The organism is Chitinophaga sp. G7 BAM 1005, assembly GCF_057126945.1.
The window spans coordinates 867,527-890,800 of record NZ_CP181478.1; the positions used below are offsets into that span (position 1 = coordinate 867,527).

A 23,274-nucleotide genomic window follows, 5' to 3' on the forward strand; every position below is an offset into this window, starting at 1 on the left:
GTTCATTATTTTGTTGGGGAATAAATGTAATGGTTTAATCATAAATTGCCGTAAGTTTTGGATGGACGTAACGCGGTCATCTGCCTTAAATCCGCACTATGCGCATATTACCCATACTTATTTCCCTCCTGTTCCTTACGGCTTGCAAGCCCAAACATCCCGTCCGGCAACCGGTGCCGGTATCTGAAGACACCACTTTTTTAACAGGCACCTTTTACGTGATCAGGCATGCAGAAAGAAACCCGGGGCCGGATTCTACATTAACCGTTGCCGGCCAGGAAAGGGCAGGGGCTTTATACCGGCTGCTAAAGGATTCCGGCCTGAATAAAATCTACTTTACACCTTATAAAAGAGCGGTGGCCACAGCTGATAGTTTGCGCATGCACCTGCGCGTGGATACCTGTTTTTATGCGGCAGATACCAGCGGGGAATCCTTTATTTACCAGGTTACCCGGCATGGGGACTGGGGAAAGCGTATTCTTGTGATCGGGCATTCCAATACCGTGATCCCTATCCTTCATAGCCTGAAAGCTAAGCCACATACGGATTCTATTGGGGAACATGAATACGACCGGTTGTTTATAGTTCGGAAAACAAGGGAAGGAACGGAGCTTAAAGAGATTTGTTATTAGCGGAGGAAAAGGCTTTCCCCTGCCATTGTTGTGTACTACAGCAGGATGCCTTTCATGAGTGTATATGCCACAGAGAAGTAGATCAGCAACCCGGTTACATCCACCAGGGTAGCCACAAAAGGTGCGGAAGATGTGGCAGGATCGGCGCCGCATTTCTTCAGCACCAGTGGCAGCATTGACCCGGAAAGGGTACCCCATAATACCACGCCCACGAGGGAAATGCCTACAGTGGACCCTATCAGCACGGTGTGTGCGCCATAGGTATTGAACAAAGTGTTCCAGAGCAGGATACGCAGGAAGCCGATAATACCAAGCGCGCCGCCCAGCAGCAGGCCGGAAAGGATTTCCCGGCGCATGACGCGCCACCAGTCGCCCACACTGATTTCGCCCAGTGCCATTGCCTGTATGATAAGTGTGGATGCCTGTGAGCCGCTGTTACCACCACTGGAAATGATGAGTGGTACAAACAGTGCCAGTACTACGGCCTTTGCAATTTCATCTTCAAAAAATCCCATTGCGGTAGCGGTCAGCATTTCACCGATGAACAATACTACCAGCCAGCCTACCCTTTTTTTTACAAGTTTGAGCAGGGGCATATCGAGATAAGGCTCGTCCAGGGCTTCGGTACCACCAATCTTCTGGATATCCTCGGTGTGTTCTTCATTGGCGATCCACAACATATCATCGATGGTTACAATGCCCAGCAGTACACCCTGGTCGTCTACCACGGGCAAGGCTACCCTGTTTTCCATCCGGAAAACCTGTATGGCCTCTTCCTGGTTATCGTTGGCATGGAGCGATACAAAGCGGTCGTCCATGAGGGTATGCACTACCGTTTCGGGCGATACGAGCAGGAACTCGCGGATCCGGAAGTCATCCAGCAGCTGCCCTTTTTCATCGATCACATAAATTACGTCGATGGTTTCACTGTCTCTGCCATGTTCCCGGATATAGTCCAGTACTTCCTTCACGGTCCATTCTTCTCTTACGGCAATGTAGTCGGGCGTCATGATACGACCCACACTGTTCTCCTTGTAGCCGAGGAGGGAGAGGGTGATGCGCCGTTCTTCGGGGTCGAGCAGTTTGATCAGTTCTTTTACCGCTTCGCTGGGAAGCTCTTCCAGGAAGGCGGTACGGTCATCCGCCGGCAGCTCATTCATGAGTTCTGCTATTTTCGCGGGCGATAAAGTGCGTATCACATCTTCCTGTAAAGGAAAGTCCAGGATACGGAAAGCCGCTGCCGCTCTGCCGATCGACAGGTGATTGATGATTATTCCGGCATCTTCGGGGACCTCGTGAATCAGTTCGGCTATATCCGTAATCAGCTGGTCGTCCAGGTATACTGACAGTTCGCGGTAGTTTCTTTCTTTTGTCAGTGTCTGGAATTTTTCCAGTAAAGCTTCATTTTCCATACAATTGCCTCTATCTGCGAAATTAAGTTAAAATAGTACGCTGCCGGGGCAGTTGTTATAATAATTCTGATACGTGCAGGCGGATATTGCTGCAAATGCTATCCAGCGGCAAATCGTTGGCGTCTTTGCCAAACGGGTCTTCAATTTCTTCGGCAATAAGCTCGAGGCTTGCCAGTACAAAGAATACGAATACGATCATGGGGATGATGAGGTAACCCAAACTGAACACGTATCCAAAGGGCATTGACATAACGTAGAAGAATATAAACTTCTTGATAAATACACTGTAGGAAAAAGGGATGGGGGTGTTTTTGATCCGTTCGCAGGCGCCGCACACATCTGCAAACGACTGCAGTTCGTTGTTCAGCACAATGAGCTGATCCCCGGTGAGCTGCCCGTTGCGGTACAGGTCCATCGTTTTAGTCATGATGAGCTGCGACAGCTGGTTAGGCACATGCTTACTTATATCAGTATGAAGTGGCTCCTGTCCTGGTATGGCTTCCATCTCATCATGGACATAAGTTTTACGCAGGTGATTTTTCAGGCCGTAAGCGAAGTTCGGGATCATTACTTTGAAGAACTCCCGGTCGGCCCTGTTCTCCAGCGGCAGCATGGCCTGGATCTTTATGGCCAGGTTGCGGCTGCTGTTCACCAGGGCGCCCCATTGCCGGCGGCCTTCCCACCAGCGGTCGTACGCCGTGTTGGTGCGGAACACCAGCAACAGGGAAATCACAAAGCCCAGCAGGCCATACATCAGCGTGATATTCTTTAACTCGCTCTTGTCAGACATCTTCCATACCTCCAGTTCCAGCCAGGCTACAATGGCGGAATAGATGGAAAGGGCAATAAACATGGGGAACAGCTTCCTTACCGTATCCGCTTTATGAATACGGAAAATGAACGTAAACCACTCCTTTGGATTGTAATTGATCATATATACTGGTTAATGAAAGGCAAAAAAAATATTTTCCGGGCGGCAAACCTAAATTTTTTAAACATGATTTTGATAACTTCCTGCTTTAACTTTACTTTACGTCTTCTTTTATTTGAAATTGCGCTATGATAAAGCCGTATTTGTACATTGATAAGTCGAAAGGTAAAGGCCGGGGAGTCTATACCAAAGAAAAAATCCCTGCCGGAACAAGAATCGAGACTTCACCCGTGCTCGTTCTCACTTACGACGATACCGAGATTGTGGATAAGACAAGACTCCATAATTATATTTTTCTCTGGGGTGCAAAAGAAACCCGTTCCTGCGTGGCACTGGGCTTTTGCTCTATCTATAATCACGATTATAATCCCAACTGTGAGTATGAAATGGACTTCAAAGAAGAAACCATGAGTATTATCACCCGTCGTGATATCAAGAAAGGAGAAGAGCTTTTTATCAACTACAATGGTGATGTAACGGATAGCTCCCCCCTTTGGTTTGATACCAAAAAGAAACAAACCGTAAAGAAGTAACAAAAAGTACGAATAGTACCGTTGCAGGCGGATGACAGTGAATAATAATTCCTGCCCGGCAACTATATTATTCGTATTTCTTTCGTAATATTGTATAAGCGCTTATATAATATTAACGTCAACCTTTTCATATGTCATTCTATCCATCACTCGGCTACCTTGTTTTTGGCAGCCGCCTGCGCAGGCTGAGCGAATACTTCCTCATGGAAGTAAATAAAGTATACGAACAGGCAGGCATACCCTTTGACGCCAGCTGGTTCCCGGTGTTTTACCTCTTATCAAAACAACAGCCGGTACCCATGATAGATATCGCCGAACAACTGGAAATATCCCACTCCGCCGTAAGCCAGATGGTAAACAACCTGAAAAAGAAAGGACTCCTGAAAACAACGCCGTGTAAGGAAGATGGCCGCCGGCAACTGGTAGCCTTCTCCAAAAAGGGTGAAGAGCTGCTGCAACAGATTCAACCCGTATGGGAAGCCATCACCAGCGCTATGGAAACACTGGTAACGGAAAACAAACAAAGCCAGCAGATACTGGCCGCCATCGCCCAGATAGAACAATCGGTACAGCAAAAGCCTTTGTCAGAAAGAATCAGACAACAGTTATAAATACTTCATACACCAGAAAAATCTATTGACATGAGTGATATTTTTAAGTACGGTATTGACCAGCTCACCGTAGCCCGCGCTATTGACATTGCCGCCGGCAAGGTGAAAGGCATACTGGTACCGGAAGTCATTACGCGTGTGCAAACCAGCTTCGGCTATGTACAAACCATTGTGGCGCAACATACTACCGTATATGGGATTAACACCGGCTTCGGCCCCCTCTGCGATACCAAGATTTCGGAAGCAGATACCCGCGCCCTGCAATACAATATCCTGCAAAGTCATAGCGTAGGCGTAGGAGAAAATATCCCGGAAGAAATTGCCCGCATCATGCTCATCACCAAAGTGCAGGCGCTGGCACAGGGTTACTCAGGCGTGGCATTGTCCACCCTTGAAAGGATCATCTGGCATATTGAGCACAGGGTAACGCCGCTGGTGCCTGAAAAGGGCTCTGTAGGCGCCTCCGGCGACCTCGCGCCTTTATCGCACCTGTTCCTCCCACTGATCGGGCTGGGGCATGTGGTGTACCGCGGCGCAAAAACAGATACGGCTTCCATGATGCAACAGGAAGGGATACAGCCGGTAGTACTGGGCCCTAAGGAAGGACTGGCACTCATCAACGGCACACAGTTCATCCTGTCGTTTGCGGTTAAAGCGGTGCAACGCCTGCACAACGCACTCGAAGCAGCAGATATCATCGGCGCGTTATCACTCGAAGGACTGATGGGCACCGCCAAACCTTTTGATCCCCGCTTACATGCTATCCGCCCGTATCCCGGCAATCAACTGGTAGCGCACCGTTTGAAGGCGTTGCTGGATAACTCGGAGATCATGTCGTCGCATGTGGATTGCGGCCGTGTGCAGGACCCCTATTCCCTGCGTTGCATGCCACAGGTACATGGCGCTTCGCGCACCGCCTGGCAGCACCTGCAGGAACTCACTACCATAGAGCTGAACGCCGTTACCGATAACCCCATCATCTTCAGCGCAGAAGATACCATCAGCGGCGGTAACTTCCACGGACAGCCACTGGCGCTACCCCTGGATTACGCCACAGTAGCCGCTGCGGAACTGGGTAATATCTCCGACAGGCGTTGTTATATGATGATTGAAGGAAGATACGGGCTACCAAAATTACTCATCCAGGATGCCGGGCTAAACTCCGGTTTCATGATACCACAATATACCACCGCCGCACTGGTTACAGAAAACAAAACACTGTGTTTCCCCGCCAGCGCCGACAGTGTGCCTACTTCACTGGGGCAGGAAGACCATGTATCAATGGGCTCTATCAGTGGCCGCAAGTTAAACCAGGTGATCAGCAACCTGGAATACATCCTCGCTATTGAACTGCTGTATGCTGCACAGGCAGTGGATTTCCGCCGGCCGCTGAAATCAGGCCCGGTGCTGGAAGCCGTGCATCAGTATACCCGTAAGCAGGTAACCTTTGCAGATAAGGACCGCATCTTCGCCAATGATATTGCCGCCCTGCATTGCATCGTTACCGATCAGTCGCTTGTACGTGTAGCCAATGAGGCTGCCGCTAATCATCAACTTAACTTAAACGGACTTTATAATGACCAGTTTGGACTTTATTAAAACATATGCAGCTCACCCGCATTATAAAGCGCCGCGTGGCGCGCAGCTGCACGCCAGATCCTGGCAAACCGAAGCGCCCCTGCGTATGCTGCTCAACAATCTCGATGCAGAAGTAGCCGAAAACCCCGATGAGCTGGTGGTGTATGGCGGCATCGGCCAGGCAGCGCGTAACCGCGAATCTCTTCAGAAAATTATCGAAATATTATTAACGCTGGACGACGAGCATTCCCTGCTGGTGCAATCCGGTAAACCTGTTGGTATTGTACGCACGCATCCGCAGGCGCCAAGAGTAATGCTGGCCAACAGCAACCTGGTGCCGAAATGGGCTACCTGGGAGCATTTCAACGAACTGCGTTCCAAGGGCCTGATGATGTACGGACAAATGACCGCCGGCAGCTGGATCTATATCGGTACACAGGGGATCCTGCAGGGAACCTATGAAACCTTTATGGAATGCGGCCGGCAGCACTTCAACGGCAGCCTGGCCGGCAAACTGCTGGTAACAGCAGGTATTGGCGGTATGGGCGGCGCGCAGCCACTGGCGGCCACTATGGCCGGCGCGGTGTTCATCGGCGCCGACATTGATCCTACGCGCATTCAGAAAAGACTGGATACCCGCTACATTGACCGTATGACCTATTCCTACGAAGAGGCCATTCAATGGGCGACGGAAGCGCAAGCCAAAGGAGAAGCATTATCTATCGGGTTGGTAAGCGATGCCGGTGATATGCTGGAAAGGATGTTGAAAGATAATATCATACCGGACATTCTCACGGATCAAACTTCCGCGCATGACCCGCTGAACGGGTATGTGCCCAACGGCATCACGTTGCAGGCCGCGCTGGAACTGCGTAAAAGCGATGCGGCAAAATACAGGGAGCTGTCGCTGAAAAGCATGGCGCGCCATGTAGGCTTTATGTTACAACTGCAGCAGAAGGGCGCCGTTACTTTTGATTATGGTAATAACATCCGCGAATTTGCGCGGGAAGGCGGAGAGCCCAATGCTTTCAACTTCCCCGGATTTACGCCGGCATATATCCGCCCGCTTTTCTGTGAAGGGAAAGGTCCTTTCCGTTGGGTAGCCCTCTCCGGCGACCCGGAGGATATTTATACCACCGACCGTGCGCTGATGGAAGCGTTCCCGGAAAACACGCATCTTATCAACTGGCTGAAACAGGCGCAGGAGAAAGTAGCGTTCCAGGGATTGCCTGCCCGCATCTGCTGGCTGGGCCTGGGCGAACGCGAAAAGGCCGGTCTTATTTTTAATGAGCTGGTGAGAACAGGAAAAGTAAAAGCGCCGATCGTAATTGGCCGTGATCACCTCGATTGTGGCTCTGTGGCGTCTCCCAACCGGGAAACGGAATCCATGAAAGACGGCTCCGATGCCGTGAGCGACTGGCCCCTGCTCAACCTCATGGCCAACACCGGCGGCGGCGCTACCTGGGTATCTTTCCATCATGGCGGCGGCGTAGGGATGGGATATTCACAACACGCCGGCATGGTTGTACTGGCAGATGGTACCGACCGCGCAGCCGATTGCTTACGCCGTGTACTCTTCAATGATCCGGCGCTGGGTATTTTCCGTCATGCGGATGCCGGTTATGAAAAGGCACAGGAATGGGGACAAAAATTTAACATCAGCATTTAATCATTGCCCATGAAAACATTAATCGGTCCTTTTGCCCAGATCCTGCCAATGACAGGCCTGTCGCTGAAAGGCGCCCTGCACGATGAACAGTTAACGGTGATAGAGAAAGGCGGGGTAGTGGTGGAAAACGGGGAGGTCATTGCCATAGCAGGGTATAAAACGCTGTTGCAGAAATACCCGGATTGTGAAATTGCTTTCCAGGACACACCACTGGTTTTATTGCCGGGATTTATTGATTGTCATACACACATTTGTTACGATGGTACCCGTAACCGCGATTATGCCATGCGCATTGCCGGTAAAAGTTACCTGGAAATAGCCCGTGCCGGCGGGGGGATATGGGACTCTGTTACCAAAACACGTATAGCCGACCCCGTTACCCTCACGGAAAATACCGTGGCCCGCGCTAACAGGCATCTGAAAGAAGGCGTTACCACCATTGAAGTAAAAAGTGGTTACGGGCTGAACCTGGAAAGTGAATTAAAGATGCTGCGCGCCATACAGCAGGCGGGCATACATACGCCTGCCACGCTCATTTCTACCTGTTTGGCTGCACATATGAAGCCGCGTGATTATACCGGCAGTGAAGAAGGTTACCTGCAATGGATTTTAACGGAACTGTTGCCGGTGATACAGCAGGAGCAGCTGAGCAACCGGGTAGATATTTTTATAGAAGAAACTGCTTTTTCTGCAAAGGCTGCAGCTGATTTCCTGCAACAGGCCATGCAGCAGGGATTTGTGGCAACGGTGCATGCGGATCAGTTCAGCGCCGGTGGCGCTGAAGTAGCCGTGAATGCGCAGGCGTTATCTGCCGACCACCTGGAGGCCAGCACGGAAAAAGAAATTGCTTTACTCGCTAATTCTGATACGGTTGCAGTAGTTTTGCCGGGTGCTTCATTGGGATTGGGGATGTTATATGCACCGGCGCGCAGGTTGCTGAATGCAGGCGCATGTGTGGCTATTGCGAGCGACTGGAACCCGGGATCGGCCCCTATGGGCGATTTACTGGTACAGGCTGCCGTAATGAGCGCTGCAGAAAAGTTATCCACCGCAGAAGTGCTGGCCGCGCTGACCGTAAGAGCGGCGCCCGCATTACAGCTGAAAGATGCAGGCCAGTTACTGGCAGGTTACGCCGCTGATATGCAAGCCTATCCCACCGCTGATTATCGTGATATACTTTATTACCAGGGCAAGATGAAGCCTGCACTGGTATGGAAGAAAGGCGTTTTAATATGATAACAAAAGAAAGCTATCAGCCCACTGTAGCCGGGTCCTGGACCGGTCGTATTGATGGTACCGACCCCGACCTGCTGCGCTGGCACCAGGTGATCAGGGTAACGGACCTGTTACAGTCGCCCTTACCTGCATTGCAGCCGGGCCAGAAAGGGATTGCCTTGCTGGGCTTCGCCTGCGATGAAGGGGTACGCCGTAATAAAGGCCGGGCGGGCGCCGCAAAAGGGCCTGCGGCGATACGGAAAGTGATTGCCAACTTCCCGGTTCACTTTTCCGCACAAACGCTGTTACTGGATGCAGGGGACATCCTTTGCCCCAACGGTGAGCTGGAAAATGCACAGCTGGTACTCAGCGAAGCGGTGAACGCAATTCTTACAGCTGGTTACCTGCCGCTGTTACTGGGCGGCGGGCATGAAATTACGTACGGGCATGCCAGTGGTATCCGCCGGTTTGCAGGAAAGCAATCCGTAGGCTTTATCAACTTTGATGCACATTTTGATATCCGTATTCCCGGTGCGGAAGGCGCCAGCTCAGGTACCGGTTTCTGGCAACTGGCGCAGGACGCCAAACAATCCGGTACGCCTTTTCATTACCTTGCGCTCGGCATCCAGAAGAATGGTAATACCCGTCAGCTTTTTAATATTGCGGGAGAAGAAGAAGCTACTTATGTAAGCGCAGATGCTTTTCATTTGCAGGATAAAGACACACTGTTTGCCGCCATCCAGCATTTTCTCAGTCAGGTAGATAAAGTATACCTGACCACCTGCCTGGATGTATTTGCGGCGCCATTTGCACCGGGCGTAAGCGCTACCGCTTACAACGGTATTATGCCAGGAGGTTTGTTCCTGCAGTGTTTCCGGAAAATACTGGAAAGCGGAAAAGTAGCAGGGGCTGATATTGCAGAATTGAATCCTTCACTGGATACAGATAACCGTACTGCGAAACTGGCCGCAGCCCTGGTTTTTGAGATCGTGATGGCATATTGCGGGGAAGAGGCGTTTTAGCGTGTAGCCGTTACCTTTAACGGGTATGCGCTAAAAGCCGGCTACGGCTTTTAGCGCTTTTACCTGCCAGGCGCATTGCGCCAGTTGTTCTTTCATATCCATTTGCAATAGCTGTATCAGCTGTTGCGCATTTACGGGCAGCGTCACCTTTTCTTTCTTCAGCTGCGTCACCGTTGCCTTTACAAACAATAATAATACGCTGGTATCATGCCATTGGCCGAGTAGCTCACCTGCTTTACGGGTGGGCGTGGCAAGGTTTTCTGTAAAAACGGAGGGGAGTATCTGTTCAAGTATATTGAGCTGGTAGTATAATGCTTTTACTTCTTTCCTGACTTCATGCCACACCGTATGATGCGCTTTGCTGGCGGGCACCGTAATTTTTTTATGCTGTTCTTCCAGGTAGCTGATAAGCGCAGCCGTAGCGGCTTTGGTGTCGGTGTCTGCAATCGCTTCCCTGAATTGTTCCGGCAGCGAGTCCAGTTTTTTCAGGGAGCAGTACTTCAGGGTGGCCTCCAGCATTTCATTGGCAGTAGCGGCTTTGTTTTGCAGTAACAGGTGGGCAAATGAAAAGCGCCAGGATACCTTTTTTTCATAGCGGCGCAGGTTTTTTTCCTGCAGGTGCGCGTCTCTCGAAGCGCCGCCTATCGACTGTACGAGCCTGGCAGTGCGCAGGTGTTTGCCTGATCCGAATGAATAGTCCGGCAATTGTTTTACCAGCAAAAAAAATGCCTTCAGCTTTTTTACGCCTACCCGCATGGCATGTATGGCATCGGTATCGCCGGGAGCCTCCTGCAGCGTGGCATATGCGGCGGTTACCGTATCGCATTCCTTACGGAGATAATGATATAGCGCTGTTTGTAGCATGCTTCTTAAAGTTAACGAAATCCGCTGAAACCATCAGAACACAATGGTTTTGTTGCCGTGGAGGATCACGCGGTTGTCGATATGTGCTTTCACCGCACGGGTGAGCACCTGCCGTTCAATGTCGCGTCCCAGCATCACCAGGTCTTCCACGGTGTGTTTATGGCTTACCCTGGCTACATCCTGCTCAATAATCGGGCCTTCATCCAGTTCGTTGGTAACGTAATGGGCGGTGGCGCCAATCAGTTTTACGCCTCTCGTATAGGCGTTGAGGTAGGGCCGTGCGCCGGCGAAGGCAGGCAGGAAAGAATGATGGATATTGATGATACGCTGCGGGTAATGGCTTACAAACTGTGGAGACAGGATTTGCATGTACCGGGCCAGCACGGTGAAATCCACCCTATGTTCTTCCAGCAGCCGGATAGCGGCGCGCTCCTGCAGTTCTTTGGTGGCGCTGCTTACCGGGAGGTAGTGAAAAGGGATGCCTAATGCGGTGCATTCCTTTTCCAGGGAAGCGTGATTCGAGATCACGAGCGGGATATCTACCGCCAGCTCACCGCTTTTCCATCTCCATAATAATTCCAGCAAACAATGATCATACGCCGATACCATGATAGCCATACGTTTGCGGCGATCGCTGTAATCTATTTTCCATTCCATTTGCAGCGGGGTAGCTACCTGCTGCTGGAAAGCCGCTTCCAGGGAGGCTTTGTTGAGGCGCTCCAACTGGAATTCCATGCGCATAAAAAATAATCCTTCCCGGGGGTCGGTACTGTGTTGACTTGCATCCAGTATATTTGCACCCAACAGGTACAGGAATTGTGATACACCGGCTACGATGCCTGGCCGGTCGGGACAGCAGATAAGCAAACAGGCGGTGATATGAGGGACTTCTTGTTTTAACATATGACTACCAAAATATAAAATATTAATACAATTCTCCGTTGAAAAAGATAGGACTAATGTCGGATACCCACAGCTATTTGCATCCACAGGTATTCAAATATTTTGAAGAAGTAGATGAAATCTGGCATGCCGGCGACATCGGTAATGTGGATCTGGCCGATAAACTGGAAAAATTCAAGCCTTTCAGGGCTGTTTCCGGGAATATCGACGGGGCAGATATCCGTATCCGTTATCCCGAAACCCTGCGTTTCAACCTGGAAGGAGTAGAGGTGATGATGACACATATTGGCGGATATCCGGGGAAATATGCCCCCGGTGTGAAGGAACAGCTGAAACAGCATCCGGCCAAGCTGTTTATCTGCGGGCATTCGCACATCCTGAAAGTAATGCCGGACGCGGCACTTCATTTGTTACACATGAACCCTGGCGCATGCGGACAACAAGGATGGCACAAGGTAAAAACATTGTTGCGTTTTCAGCTGGAGGCTGGCAATATTCAACAACTGGAAGTAATAGAACTTCCCTGATCAACAACATTACTTACAACCTACAACGTTTATGAACCTACGAATTTTGGCATGGCTGGTAATATTGGGACTGGGAACTGCGCAGGCAAGGGCGCAGGGGAAATTCCTGAAATGGCTGAAAACAGAAAATGATACAGCGTATATCGAAGAGCATACGGAAGATATCACTTTCCGGCTGTATGGCTCCCGTAAGTACACCAAGTACGATATTATGGACCGGAAAACAAAAACCGATATCCTTTACAGGCCCAATACCCCTTTTAACGTAGGATTTGGCGCCAACTACCGGTTTATAGGGCTAAACATCGGGTTTAACCTGCCGTTTATTAACAGTACAGAGCGGTATGGCAAAACGAAATATCTCGATTTGCAGTCACACGTATACCTCCGTAAAATTGTGGTGGACTTTTACGGGCAATACTATAAGGGCTATTATGTAGCCAACCCGGAAAAGGTGTACGGTAAAGCCTATGCCGCGCTGCATCCTTATCCGCAGCGGCCTGATATCAGGAATACCGACTTCGGCCTGAATGTGGGGTACATCTTCAACGACAAACGTTTTTCTTACCGCGCCCCCAACCTGCAGAATGAATACCAGAAGAAAAGCGCCGGTTCATTGATTGTAGGCGGGGAAATGTTCCTGGCCGCCATCAAGGGCGATTCTTCCCTGATCCCCACCAACATGGCGGATACCACATTTCTGCGGGATGAGCATTATTATAAAACCGGTATTAATTCATTAGCGGCCAATATAGGATATGCGTACACCTTTGTGGTGAAGGAGCATTTCTTTTTATCGTTATCGCTTACGGGCGGGTTAGGAGGGAATATCACCACCCTGTTCCTGGAAAACGGGGATGTGAGCCGTAAAGCGGGACTGCAATTCAGCAATACTGTGCGGGCTTCGCTGGGGTATAATTCCAGCCGTTATTTTGCAGGGATACATTATGTAGGCATGAACACAAGGAGTGGAATGTCCATACCGCATACCTATCAAACCTTTGGTACGGGCAATTTCAGGGTGAGCCTGGTGCGCCGTTTTACCCTGGAAAAGCCGTTGTGGAGGTCAAAAACGATCTAGCTTTGCGCCGGTGAAATCCATTTGGACCTGGCCGGTGGCTGGTATCTTTCCATTTGTAACAACAGGTCGCTGATATCATTGCTGCATAACAGCATATCGCGGTTTTCTGTTGTGAGGAAACCCTTTTCAGACATGGTTTTCGACAGGGCCATCAGGGCGTCGTAGAAGCCATTTACATTGAGCAGGCCGATCGGTTTTTTATGCAGGCCCAGTTGTCCCCAGGTGAGCATTTCAAACAATTCTTCCATTGTGCCGAAGCCTCCGGGCAGTGCGATTACGCCATCACACAATTCATTCATCTTTGTTTTACGTTCGTGCATGGTATCTACCAGGATCAGTTCTGTAAGACCGGTATGCGCCAGTTCTTTCTGTTGCAGGAAATACGGCAGTACGCCAATGGCTTTGCCGCCGGCATTTAAGGCGCCATCAGCCACTGCGCCCATCAGTCCTACTTTAGCGCCGCCATACACCAGTGCAAGGTTGCGTTGGGCCAGCGCGGCGCCCAGCCGGGTGGCCTGTTCCATATAAACGGGATCATGTCCGGCGCTGGAGCCACAATAAACAGCAATTCGATTCATATCCTTGGATTATAAAGTGTTCAATTCGGCCTGGATGTTTGTCCGGGTGGTGACCTGGTATTAATGCTGACACATGGGTTCTCTTTCGCGTCGTCATTTAAAAAGGAAACGGGCAGAAACTCTTTCTGCCCGTTTCCTGTATGTTAAAGCTTTGAATTAAGCTTTTTTCGCAGCTTCTGCACGGATTACGTTCAGTGCGCCACCTGCTTTAAACCACTCGATCTGTTGTTCGTTGTACGTGTGGTTTACCGGGAATTCGCTGGTGCTGCCATCTTTATGATGAAGCACAACGGTGAGTTGTTTACCGGGAGCGAAGGTAGTAAGACCGAGGATATCGATGGTGTCATCTTCCTGGATCAGGTCATAATCTTCTTTGTTGGCGAAGGTCAGACCCAGCATACCTTGTTTTTTCAGGTTGGTTTCGTGGATACGGGCGAAAGATTTCACCAGGATAGCACGAACGCCGAGGTGACGGGGTTCCATTGCAGCGTGTTCGCGGCTGGATCCTTCACCGTAGTTTTCATCACCTACTACTACTGCACCAAAGCCATGTGCTTTGTAGTCGCGCATGGTAGCGGGTACTGCGCCATATTCGCCGGTGATGGAATTTTTAACGGTATCGCTTTTATCGTTGAATGCGTTGATCGCACCAATGAGCATGTTGTTAGAGATATTATCCAGGTGACCGCGGTATTTCAGCCACGGACCGGCCATAGAAATGTGATCCGTAGTACATTTACCTTTTGCTTTGATGAGCAGTTTCAATCCTTTCAGATCGGTGCCTTCCCATGCAGCAAATGGCGCCAGGAGTTGTAAACGGTCGGAGGTAGGGGATACTTTTACCTGAACGCCGCTACCATCGGCAGCAGGCGCCTGGTAACCGGCATCTTCTACGGCAAAGCCTTTTGGAGGCAGTTCAAAACCTACCGGTTCGTCCAGCATTACTTCTTCACCGTTTTTGTTTTTCAGTTTGTCGGTCAGCGGGTTGAAGGTAAGATCACCTGCGATGGCCAGTGCTGTTACAATTTCCGGAGAAGCTACAAATGCGTGGGTAGAGGCGTTACCATCATTTCTCTTCGCAAAGTTACGGTTGAAGGAAGTGATGATAGAGTTTTTACGGGTAGGATCGTCGATATGACGGGCCCACTGACCGATACACGGACCGCAGGCATTTGCCAGCACTACACCGCCTACCTGGTCGAAGGTATTCAGCAAGCCGTCTCTTTCGATGGTAAAACGTACCAGTTCAGAGCCGGGAGTGATGGTGTATTCAGATTTCATTTCCAGTTGCTTGTCGATGGCTTGTTGTGCCAGGGAAGCAGAGCGGGAAATATCTTCGTAGGAAGAGTTGGTGCAGGAACCGATGAGGGCTACTTCCAGTTTTTCAGGCCAGTTGTTTTCTTTTACTGCCTGTGCAAATTTGGAGATAGGCCATGCCAGATCCGGGGTGAACGGACCGTTTACATATGGTTCCAGTTCGTCCAGGTTGATTTCGATCACCTGGTCGTAGTATTTGGAAGGATCTGCGTATACATCTGCATCCGGACGGAGATGGTCTCTTACTTCATCAGCCAGGGCAGCTACTTCTGCACGACCGGTGATTTTCAGGTAGTCGGCCATTTTGCTGTCGTATGCAAACAGGGAACAGGTAGCACCGATTTCAGCACCCATGTTACAGATAGTTGCCTTACCGGTAGCGCTGAAGCTATCTGCACCTTCGCCGAAGTATTCCACGATAGCGCCGGTACCACCTTTTACGGTGAGGATACCTGCAACTTTCAGGATAATATCTTTGGCAGAAGTCCAGCCGCTCATTTTACCTGTCAGTTTCACACCGATCAGTTTCGGCATTTTCAGCTCCCAGGGTAAACCAGCCATTACATCTACAGCGTCGGCGCCACCAACACCAATTGCCACCATGCCTAAACCGCCGGCATTAGGGGTGTGGGAGTCAGTACCGATCATCATACCACCTGGAAACGCGTAGTTTTCCAGCACTACCTGGTGAATGATACCAGCGCCTGGTTTCCAGAAACCAATGCCGTACTTATCAGAAATTGAGGAAAGGAAATCGTAAACTTCTTTATTGGTGTCAATAGCAGTTGCCAGATCTTCTGTAGCGCCTACTTTTGCCTGAATGAGGTGATCACAATGAACAGTGGAGGGAACCGCAACTTTATCACGACCGCAGGTCATAAACTGGAGCAATGCCATCTGGGCGGTTGCATCCTGCATAGCTACGCGATCCGGCGCAAATTCAACATAGGATTTGCCTCTTTCGTAGGGCGTGGTAGTAGGTGCATATAAGTGTGCGTACAAAATCTTCTCAGCCAGTGTCAGCGGGCGACCCAGCATTTTACGGGTTGCTTCCACCTTACCCGGGAGTGCCGCATACACTTTTTTAATCATGTCAATATCAAACACCATGGGAAAAAAATTATTTAAGAGCGGTTAAAAATTGCTCGCAAAATTAACTAAAATCGGCAAGTTTTTAAATTAAATACTTAACATCCGGCCAACTGTGTGTAAACTTCCGGTACTTTAACGGTTCCCATGATATTCAGCCCGTTATGGGGGAATAGCCTTACCAGCGGTTTTTTCCTTGTTTTTCCAGCCGGAATTTGATAAATTTGATTTATGAACCGGATAAAAGACTTTGTGGAATGGAAGGCGTTCGGTGTATGTGCCGCTATAGGCGATAAACTTGGGGTAGCCACATCCCGTATACGCATCTTTTTCATTTATGCCACTTTCCTTACAATGGGTTCCCCACTCATTGTATACATGATTCTTGCCTTCTGGGTAAATATGAAGCATTATATTCTGAATGCCCGGAGAAATCCACTGCGTTACTTATAGGATCATCGCGAAGGCGATGTTAAATTGTCTTGGAGCGGGATTACGCTGATTATACTGATTTTTTTGATTTGACCAGGTTTTGATTTTCTTTAAATATTCAGGGGAGATAGATGCGGATATATCTGCATCTATCTCCCCTGATTTGGTATAAATATTTTTGTTTTTTATTCCGGATTTTTATTCCAGATGGAACAGCGTCATGCCGTGATAATGGTTTTGCAACTCATTTAACGTGATCGGCTCTACGAGGTTCCTGGTTTCGTCCCGGTAGTGCAGCTGCAAAAGCGGGTTGTGTCCTTCCTCAAACCAGCGGACAGAGAACGGACCTCTCACATACAATGTTCCTCCTGCTTTCGACGATGCGGCTTCATCTTTATGAAACTGCAGTTTCAGCAGGGTGGCCTCGGTCAGGTGAACGGGTTCCAGGTTATCAAGGTCGTACCAGAACTCATTTTCATCCGTAGCCACCAACACTTTCTTGTCCTCATGATCTACCTGCAAAATCTTCCCTTCCTTTTCTGTCCCGCCATAATTTGTGATAATGGTATCACCTGATTTTAATTCGTGGATATTAATCATAGTGAACTGTGTTTTATGTGTTTCATGAATTTACTGAAAAAAGTGCAAAGCTTCGTGTAAAGAAAAAAGCGATTATCACCGGAAGGTGGTAATCGCTTTTTTCTTTATGTGGTGTGGTGCGGATTAAAACTTTCTCACTACCTGGCGGAGTTCCACCAGCTGTTCCAGCAATGGTTCCAGTAAATCCAGGCGGAGCATATTGGCGCCGTCAGATTTTGCGCGGGAAGGATCGGGGTGTGTTTCGATGAACAGGCCATCTGCGCCGGTAGCAATAGCTGCTTTGGCAATGGTGCTGATCATTTGCGGGTTACCACCGGTTACGCCGCTGGTTTGGTTGGGCTGTTGTAAGGAGTGGGTACAATCCATTACCACCGGCGTACCCAGGTGTTTCATAATGGGAATATTGCGGTAATCCACTACCAGGTCCTGGTAGCCAAAGGTGGTACCACGTTCGGTAAGGATAATATGATCATTACCGGCTCCCTTGATTTTTTCCACCGCGAATTTCATGGATTCGCCGCTGAGGAACTGTCCTTTCTTTACATTTACTACTTTACCTGTTTCGGCAGCGGCCAGCAGGATATCTGTTTGGCGGCAGAGGAAGGCAGGAATTTGTAACACATCCACGTAAGCGGCTGCCATAGCAGCTTCTGCAGCGGAGTGAATATCTGAAGTAACCGGAACATTAAAAGTTTTACCTATCTTCTGCAGCAGTTCCAGTCCTTCCACATCTCCGATTCCGGTAAAGGAATGCACGCTGGTACGGTTGGCTTTACGGTAAGAAGCTTTGAAAATATAAGGAATCGCTAATCTTTTACAGATGGTGGTCACTTTTTCCGCCACTTCCATCAGTATGGATTCTTCTTCAATCACACACGGACCAGCAATCAGGAAGAAATTTTCGGGGTTGTATTGCTCTTTGAATAAAGATTTTAAATGCTTCATATCTTGAAAAAATTGTGTCATTTAATTGAAGGTGCAAAGATAGGCATTCTCTGGCAAAGGGAGGCTATGAAGCCGCTTCATTTGGGCCAATTGTCATAACATTGTAATCCGAAAACCATGTGTGTAACCCGGCGTTCATTTTATTGTTATAGCATTGTCATGCGCGGAGACGGGGTGAGTGGAAATAGCGGCGAAGCTGTTAATATTACGGTCCGATTTAAAATAGCTTACAATTATATTTTTGTATGAAGAAAGATAAGATACTGGTTATAGGCGCCTGCGGACAAATTGGCGTGGAGCTGACCCTGGCTTTAAGAAAGATGTATGGAGATGCGAATGTGCTGGCTTCCGATTTGCGGGAAGAGCATGATTTGCTGAAGGGAACCGGTCCGTATGTGTCGCTGGATGTAATGAACAAGGAGATGCTGCATGTGCTGGTGATCCGTCATAATATCACCCAGATCTATCTGCTGGCGGCGATCCTGTCGGCCACCGGTGAAAAAAATCCCTTGCTGGCGTGGCATATCAATATGCAGAGCCTGTTGAATGTACTGGATATTGCGAAGGAAGAAAATCTTGATAAAATATACTGGCCAAGTTCCATTGCGGTGTTTGGTCCTAACTCACCGGCGCAGGAAACGCCCCAGCACACCATCATTGAGCCTACCACCATTTATGGTATCAGCAAATTTGCAGGTGAGCGCTGGTGCGAATACTACAATCACCGCTTTGGTGTGGATGTAAGAAGTTTGCGTTACCCCGGCCTGATCAGCTACAAATCGGCGCCCGGCGGCGGTACTACGGATTACGCCATTGAAATTTTCCATGAGGCCAAAGAGCATCAGCAATATACGAGCTTCCTGTCTGAAAATACTTATCTCCCGATGATGTACATGCCGGATGCTATCCGCGCTACCATTGAACTGATGGAAGCCGATGCGTCTAAAATAGCGGTACGTTCTGCCTATAACCTGGGTGCGATGAGTTTCTCTCCAAAAGAAATCGGTGCGGAAATAACAAAACACATCCCTGCCTTCACAATGGCCTACGAGCCTGACTACCGCCAACAAATCGCAGACGGCTGGCCAAACAGTATCGACGACAGCCAGGCGCGTGCGGACTGGGGCTGGAAGCCGGAGTTTGACCTGGCGGCAATGACGCGGGATATGCTGGAGCATATATAGGGTAACCGCCTTCGGCGGTTGTAAATTGTCTTGGAGCAGGATTACGCTGATTTTACTGATTTTAAGGATTTGATCACTTTTGATTTTAAAAGATTAGGGGAGATAAAAGCGAATATATCCGCCTTTATCTCCCCTAATCTTTTATAAAATCCAAAAAGTAAAAATCAATCTAATCAGCAAAATCAGTGTAATCCTGCTCCAAGACAATTTCCCCATCGCCGAAGGCGATCCTCCGCTGCATTACCCTTCGATGAAACCCACCGCAACCGTGGTGTTATTGAATTCGTCGATGAGAATAAAGGCGCCGTTGGCAGGATTGCTCTGATAAGGATCGGCGAATATGGGCGCCGCTGTTTTCAGCGTAATTCGGCCGATATCATTCAGCGTCATAGATGCTTTATCTGTTACCTGTACATGATTGGTTACATCTGTTATGTAATTGATCTGCTGCACCTTTGCTTTCACGCGGTTAATGCCGTGTTGTAACAGGTAGGTTTTGCCCGGAGTAAGCGGCAGCTGGTCCATCCAGCAGATATTGGCGCTTATTTCCTTCAGTTGCGGCGGCAGTTCATTTGTTTTCACGAGCATGTTACCGCGACTGCTGTCTATTTCACCTTCCAGGGTAATCACTACGCTTTCGCGTGCATGCGCCACCGGTAGTTGTTTTTCAAACTGCTCAATGGTTTTGATGCGGCTCTTTTGCCCGGAGGGGAGGGAGATCACTTCATCGCCCACGGAGAAATGTCCGCTGGTCACTTTGCCTGCAAAGCCGCGGAAATCGTGGTATTCGGTGGTTCGTGGACGAATTACGCTTTGAATAGGGAAACGGGCAGGGTGGTTACGGTCTTCATGATCGAACGACACCTGTTCCAGGTATTCCAGCAGGGTGCTGCCGTTGTACCAGTTAATGGAGCCGGTGCGGCTGGCTACGTTTTCGCCATACAGGGAGGAGATGGGAATGAACTTTACTTCCTGTCCTTTAAACCCGGCGTTATCGAGCATTTGCTGGAAATCTTCCACTATCTGGTTAAAACGGGCTTCGCTGTAATCTACCAGGTCCATTTTATTTACGCAAACCACGAGGTACGGAATACGGAGGAGGTTGGCGATAAAGAAGTGGCGGTGTGTTTGTTCCACGATGCCTCTGCGTGCATCTATGAGGATCAGCGACACCTGTGCGTTGGAGGCGCCGGTTACCATGTTGCGGGTATATTCGATATGCCCGGGGGTATCGGCAATGATGTATTTGCGGGTAGGGGTGGAGAAGTAGATGTGTGCTACATCTATCGTAATTCCCTGCTCACGTTCTGCAACCAGTCCGTCGGTAAGCAACGAGAGGTCTGTAAAATCCAGTCCTTTGCGTTTGCTGGCAGCGTGGAGCGCTTCCATTTTATCTTGCGGAATAGAATTGGTGTCGTATAATAAACGGCCTATTAAGGTACTTTTACCATCGTCTACACTACCGGAAGTGGCTATACGTAAAACCTCCATTATTTTTATTTTTTTGCTTTTAGCGACTGGCGTTAAAAGAGGTGTTCAATTAAGTTCAAGTGTGTGTTACCGGGAGTGCTGTTAAAAGTACCCGGCCTGTTTTCTCTTTTCCATAGCGGCTTCAGAGCGTTTGTCGTCTATACGTGCGCCACGTTCGGAGATCTTTGCTTCCATGATTTCGGCAATGATATCTTCCAGTTTATCGGCTTCCGATAACACGGCGGCGGTACAGGTCATATCGCCTACGGTACGGAAGCGTACTTTCTGGCGGAACGGTACTTCGTCGGCGGTGGTATTGAGGAAAGAGGAGTAAGGCCAGTAGAGACCGTCGCGTTCTATAATTTCTCTTTCGTGGGAGAAGTAGATAGAAGGTATTTCCAGTTTTTCGCGAACGATATAATTCCACACGTCCAGTTCTGTCCAGTTGGAGATGGGGAATACGCGTACGTTTTCACCGATATTGATTTTGCCGTTGAGGATATCGAACAGTTCGGGGCGTTGCATTTTGGCGTTCCATTGACCGAATTCGTCTCTTACGGAGAAGATCCTTTCTTTGGCGCGGGCTTTTTCTTCATCCCTGCGTGCGCCGCCGATGCAGGCATCAAACTTTCCTTCTTCGATGGCATCGAGGAGGGTAACGGTTTGGAGGGCGTTTCTGCTGGCGTATTTACCGGTTTCTTCCTGGGCTTTACCCTGGTCAATGCTGTCCTGTACATTTCTTACGATAATGTCCAGTCCGAGTGTATTTACGAGCCAGTCGCGGAATTCTATGGTTTCCGGGAAGTTGTGGCCGGTATCCACATGCAGCAGGGAGAAAGGTATTTTACCGGGGTAAAATGCTTTCTGTGCCAGTCGTACGAGTGTAATTGAATCCTTACCGCCGGAGAACAACAGCACTGGTTTTTCGAACTGTGCTACTGTTTCACGAAGTATATAGATGGCTTCATCTTCCAGTGCCTGAGGAAATTCCCAATTTATTTGATTAGTCATGGACTATAATAATTTATTCTGAAAGCTAATATTTGTTATCCGTGCAGGCCGCATTCTTTCTGCGACTGTTCCCACCACCACCGGCCGGCGCGGGGATTTTCTCCCGGCTCAATAGCGCGTGTACAGGGTGCGCAGCCAATGCTGATGAAGCCTTTATCGTGCAGTTTGTTGTAGGGCACGTTATGTTGTTCCAGGTAGGCCAGTACTTCGTCGTAGCCCCAGTGGATCAGCGGATTAAATTTATAGAGGTGGCGATGTTCGTCCCATTCGAGGATTTCCATGCCCTGCCGGTTTTCGGACTGTTCAGCCCGGAGGCCGGTGATCCATACTTTTACGCCTTCCAGTGCCCTGTTGAGGGGTATAATTTTGCGGATGCCACAACATTCCTTGCGGTTTTCCACTGATTCGTAAAAGCTGTTGGGTCCTTTGGCGGAAACCAGTTTTTCTACTGCGGTGGTGTCCGGGTAGTATACCTCAACCGGTTGTTTATAACGGGCCATAGTGAGGTCCATTACATCGTATGTTTCCTGAAAGAGGCGGCCCGTGTCCAGGGTAAAAACTCTAACCGGCAATTGGTTACGCCAGATAATATCTGATATTACCTGGTCTTCCTGGCCAAAAGAGGTAGAGAATGCAACAGCGCCGGGGTATTGTTCCAGCAGGTACTGTATGGCCTCCTCCACTGATTTGTTGACCAGCGCGGTGGTAATGTCTGTCATGTAGATCTTCCTTATTGAATTGATATGTCTAGTGCCAGCGGAGTAATTACGGTCACTCCTCTTACAAAAATACATAAAACCTATAAAAAAGATAGACTAATAGGGTAAAAAATTATTTCTTTCCTGTAAACGGGCTGTGGTGGCGGGGAGAAAATGGGTGGGGCTGGGGGAACTTGCTAAGATGGGGCATAGAAAGCAGCGTTAGAGTGAGCAAATTGGGGGAATGGGCAAAAGGTGGTATACCTGCTGTGAACATAGGGAGGATTCGCTGTGGAGTGGGATAGAAGTTACTTAGCACTGGGAGTATACGTGCTGTTAACCCGGAGGTGACGTGGAGGGGAGGTGGACTTGATCCTGAAACCCTTTACTGTAGAGGAAAAGCCGGCACGTGGCCGGCTCGGATATTTTACACCCTGATTAGCTATTTCGGGTCAGGATATCTTTCAATGTTTTGTTCTCGAGGATTTTCAGGGCGGAATCTCTCACTTTGCCCATTACTTCATTGAGGCCACAAACGGCTTCATCGCGGCAGTTTTCGCAGCGTTCGTAGTAATTGAGGCTTACGCAGGGAAGCAGCGCAATAGGTCCGTCGAGCAGGCGGATGATTTTCGCCAGTGCGATCTCTTTGGGAGGTCGCATGAGGTAATAACCGCCACCTTTTCCTTTTTTACTGCCGAGGATGCCGGCATTTTTCAATTCCAGCAAAATATTTTCCAGGAATTTGATAGAGATATTTTTTTCCTGTGCGATTTCAGAGATAAGGATGGGACCTTTATCTACATTCTCAGCCAGGTGTACTAATGCGTGAAATGCGTATTGCGTTTTTTTCGATAACATACTGACTTTTTTGCATCCCTCCACGGATGAACTAATAGTGCGGTGCACACTTTATATTCCAGCAAAGATAAGCAGTTTTTAGCTGCCAGCAGTGAGTGGCTGGCTTTTAGCCAC

General features: G+C 49.2%; 23 protein-coding genes. 11 read left to right on the top strand and 12 right to left on the bottom strand.

The window, feature by feature from the left end:
* The first annotated feature begins 98 nt into the window (after positions 1 to 98).
* Positions 99 to 632, top strand: a complete 534-nt coding sequence (locus ACMXI2_RS03465; RefSeq protein ID WP_483780324.1) for a histidine phosphatase family protein — start codon at positions 99 to 101, stop codon at positions 630 to 632.
* Positions 633 to 667: 35 nt separating this feature from the next.
* Here ACMXI2_RS03465 and mgtE read toward each other — a convergent pair whose 3' ends face one another.
* Both mgtE and ACMXI2_RS03475 read right to left on the bottom strand, forming a co-directional pair.
* Positions 668 to 2,044, bottom strand: coding sequence for a magnesium transporter (mgtE, locus tag ACMXI2_RS03470; protein ID WP_483780325.1), 1,377 nt, complete (start codon positions 2,042 to 2,044; stop codon positions 668 to 670).
* Positions 2,045 to 2,099: 55 nt separating this feature from the next.
* A complete protein-coding gene (locus ACMXI2_RS03475; RefSeq protein ID WP_483780326.1) occupies positions 2,100 to 2,978 on the bottom strand; it encodes a bestrophin family protein in 879 nt (292 codons plus the stop codon).
* Positions 2,979 to 3,103: 125 nt separating this feature from the next.
* Between ACMXI2_RS03475 and ACMXI2_RS03480 the strand changes: the two genes are divergently transcribed.
* From ACMXI2_RS03480 to hutG, 6 genes are all read left to right on the top strand, one after another.
* Complete coding sequence (locus tag ACMXI2_RS03480) at positions 3,104 to 3,508, top strand: SET domain-containing protein (protein ID WP_483780327.1); 405 nt, start codon at positions 3,104 to 3,106, stop codon at positions 3,506 to 3,508.
* Between the two features lie 131 nt (positions 3,509 to 3,639).
* Complete coding sequence (locus ACMXI2_RS03485) at positions 3,640 to 4,119, top strand: MarR family winged helix-turn-helix transcriptional regulator (protein ID WP_483780328.1); 480 nt, start codon at positions 3,640 to 3,642, stop codon at positions 4,117 to 4,119.
* A 30-nt stretch (positions 4,120 to 4,149) separates the two neighbouring features.
* On the top strand, positions 4,150 to 5,718 hold the full coding sequence (hutH, locus tag ACMXI2_RS03490) for a histidine ammonia-lyase (RefSeq protein ID WP_483780329.1): 1,569 nt from the start codon (positions 4,150 to 4,152) through the stop codon (positions 5,716 to 5,718).
* Complete coding sequence (gene hutU, locus ACMXI2_RS03495; protein WP_483780330.1) at positions 5,696 to 7,366, top strand: urocanate hydratase; 1,671 nt, start codon at positions 5,696 to 5,698, stop codon at positions 7,364 to 7,366. Before hutH ends, hutU begins: the two co-directional genes overlap by 23 nt.
* A gap of 9 nt (positions 7,367 to 7,375) precedes the next feature.
* Complete coding sequence (gene hutI / locus ACMXI2_RS03500; RefSeq protein WP_483780331.1) at positions 7,376 to 8,602, top strand: imidazolonepropionase; 1,227 nt, start codon at positions 7,376 to 7,378, stop codon at positions 8,600 to 8,602.
* Positions 8,599 to 9,603 (top strand): formimidoylglutamase, encoded by a 1,005-nt coding sequence (hutG, locus tag ACMXI2_RS03505; protein WP_483780332.1) that lies wholly within the window; start codon positions 8,599 to 8,601, stop codon positions 9,601 to 9,603. The genes hutI and hutG overlap by 4 nt, the downstream gene beginning before the upstream one ends.
* A 30-nt stretch (positions 9,604 to 9,633) precedes the next feature.
* Here the strand turns inward: hutG and ACMXI2_RS03510 are convergent, their stop codons facing one another.
* Positions 9,634 to 10,467: a CHAD domain-containing protein gene (locus ACMXI2_RS03510; RefSeq protein ID WP_483780333.1), complete on the bottom strand. Its 834-nt coding sequence runs from the start codon at positions 10,465 to 10,467 to the stop codon at positions 9,634 to 9,636.
* 33 nt (positions 10,468 to 10,500) lie between these two features.
* Positions 10,501 to 11,370 (bottom strand): formyltetrahydrofolate deformylase, encoded by an 870-nt coding sequence (purU, locus tag ACMXI2_RS03515; protein ID WP_483780334.1) that lies wholly within the window; start codon positions 11,368 to 11,370, stop codon positions 10,501 to 10,503.
* A 56-nt stretch (positions 11,371 to 11,426) separates the two neighbouring features.
* Here purU and ACMXI2_RS03520 point away from each other — a divergent pair, with 56 nt between their 5' ends.
* Entirely contained in the window at positions 11,427 to 11,897 is a 471-nt protein-coding gene (locus ACMXI2_RS03520) for a metallophosphoesterase family protein (RefSeq protein ID WP_370909782.1), read from the top strand.
* A gap of 31 nt (positions 11,898 to 11,928) precedes the next feature.
* Entirely contained in the window at positions 11,929 to 12,978 is a 1,050-nt protein-coding gene (locus tag ACMXI2_RS03525; RefSeq protein WP_483780335.1) for a DUF4421 domain-containing protein, read from the top strand.
* Here the strand turns inward: ACMXI2_RS03525 and ACMXI2_RS03530 are convergent.
* Positions 12,975 to 13,556, bottom strand: a complete 582-nt coding sequence (locus ACMXI2_RS03530) for an LOG family protein (protein WP_483780336.1) — start codon at positions 13,554 to 13,556, stop codon at positions 12,975 to 12,977. The genes ACMXI2_RS03525 and ACMXI2_RS03530 overlap by 4 nt on opposite strands.
* Positions 13,557 to 13,712: 156 nt before the next feature.
* On the bottom strand, positions 13,713 to 15,983 hold the full coding sequence (locus ACMXI2_RS03535; RefSeq protein WP_079468923.1) for an aconitate hydratase: 2,271 nt from the start codon (positions 15,981 to 15,983) through the stop codon (positions 13,713 to 13,715).
* 210 nt (positions 15,984 to 16,193) lie between these two features.
* On the opposite strand from ACMXI2_RS03535, the gene ACMXI2_RS03540 reads away from it, so the two are divergent.
* The gene (locus ACMXI2_RS03540; RefSeq protein ID WP_483780337.1) at positions 16,194 to 16,415 is read left to right on the top strand and encodes a PspC domain-containing protein; all 222 of its coding nucleotides are present in this window, start codon (positions 16,194 to 16,196) and stop codon (positions 16,413 to 16,415) included.
* A 177-nt stretch (positions 16,416 to 16,592) separates the two neighbouring features.
* Here the strand turns inward: ACMXI2_RS03540 and ACMXI2_RS03545 are convergent, their stop codons facing one another.
* Both ACMXI2_RS03545 and kdsA read right to left on the bottom strand, forming a co-directional pair.
* On the bottom strand, positions 16,593 to 16,994 hold the full coding sequence (locus ACMXI2_RS03545) for a hypothetical protein (RefSeq protein ID WP_483780338.1): 402 nt from the start codon (positions 16,992 to 16,994) through the stop codon (positions 16,593 to 16,595).
* 123 nt (positions 16,995 to 17,117) lie between these two features.
* Complete coding sequence (gene kdsA / locus ACMXI2_RS03550; RefSeq protein WP_483780339.1) at positions 17,118 to 17,939, bottom strand: 3-deoxy-8-phosphooctulonate synthase; 822 nt, start codon at positions 17,937 to 17,939, stop codon at positions 17,118 to 17,120.
* Positions 17,940 to 18,184: 245 nt separating this feature from the next.
* Here kdsA and ACMXI2_RS03555 point away from each other — a divergent pair, with 245 nt between their 5' ends.
* The gene (locus tag ACMXI2_RS03555; RefSeq protein WP_483780340.1) at positions 18,185 to 19,123 is read left to right on the top strand and encodes an NAD-dependent epimerase/dehydratase family protein; all 939 of its coding nucleotides are present in this window, start codon (positions 18,185 to 18,187) and stop codon (positions 19,121 to 19,123) included.
* Positions 19,124 to 19,363: 240 nt separating this feature from the next.
* Here the strand turns inward: ACMXI2_RS03555 and ACMXI2_RS03560 are convergent, their stop codons facing one another.
* From ACMXI2_RS03560 to ACMXI2_RS03575, 4 genes are all read right to left on the bottom strand, one after another.
* A complete protein-coding gene (locus tag ACMXI2_RS03560; RefSeq protein ID WP_483780341.1) occupies positions 19,364 to 20,614 on the bottom strand; it encodes a sulfate adenylyltransferase subunit 1 in 1,251 nt (416 codons plus the stop codon).
* 81 nt (positions 20,615 to 20,695) lie between these two features.
* The gene (cysD, locus tag ACMXI2_RS03565; RefSeq protein ID WP_079468918.1) at positions 20,696 to 21,604 is read right to left on the bottom strand and encodes a sulfate adenylyltransferase subunit CysD; all 909 of its coding nucleotides are present in this window, start codon (positions 21,602 to 21,604) and stop codon (positions 20,696 to 20,698) included.
* Positions 21,605 to 21,639: 35 nt separating this feature from the next.
* Complete coding sequence (locus tag ACMXI2_RS03570) at positions 21,640 to 22,323, bottom strand: phosphoadenylyl-sulfate reductase (protein WP_483780342.1); 684 nt, start codon at positions 22,321 to 22,323, stop codon at positions 21,640 to 21,642.
* A 417-nt stretch (positions 22,324 to 22,740) separates the two neighbouring features.
* Positions 22,741 to 23,160, bottom strand: coding sequence for an RrF2 family transcriptional regulator (locus tag ACMXI2_RS03575; RefSeq protein WP_079468916.1), 420 nt, complete (start codon positions 23,158 to 23,160; stop codon positions 22,741 to 22,743).
* Between the last annotated feature and the right edge of the window lie 114 nt (positions 23,161 to 23,274).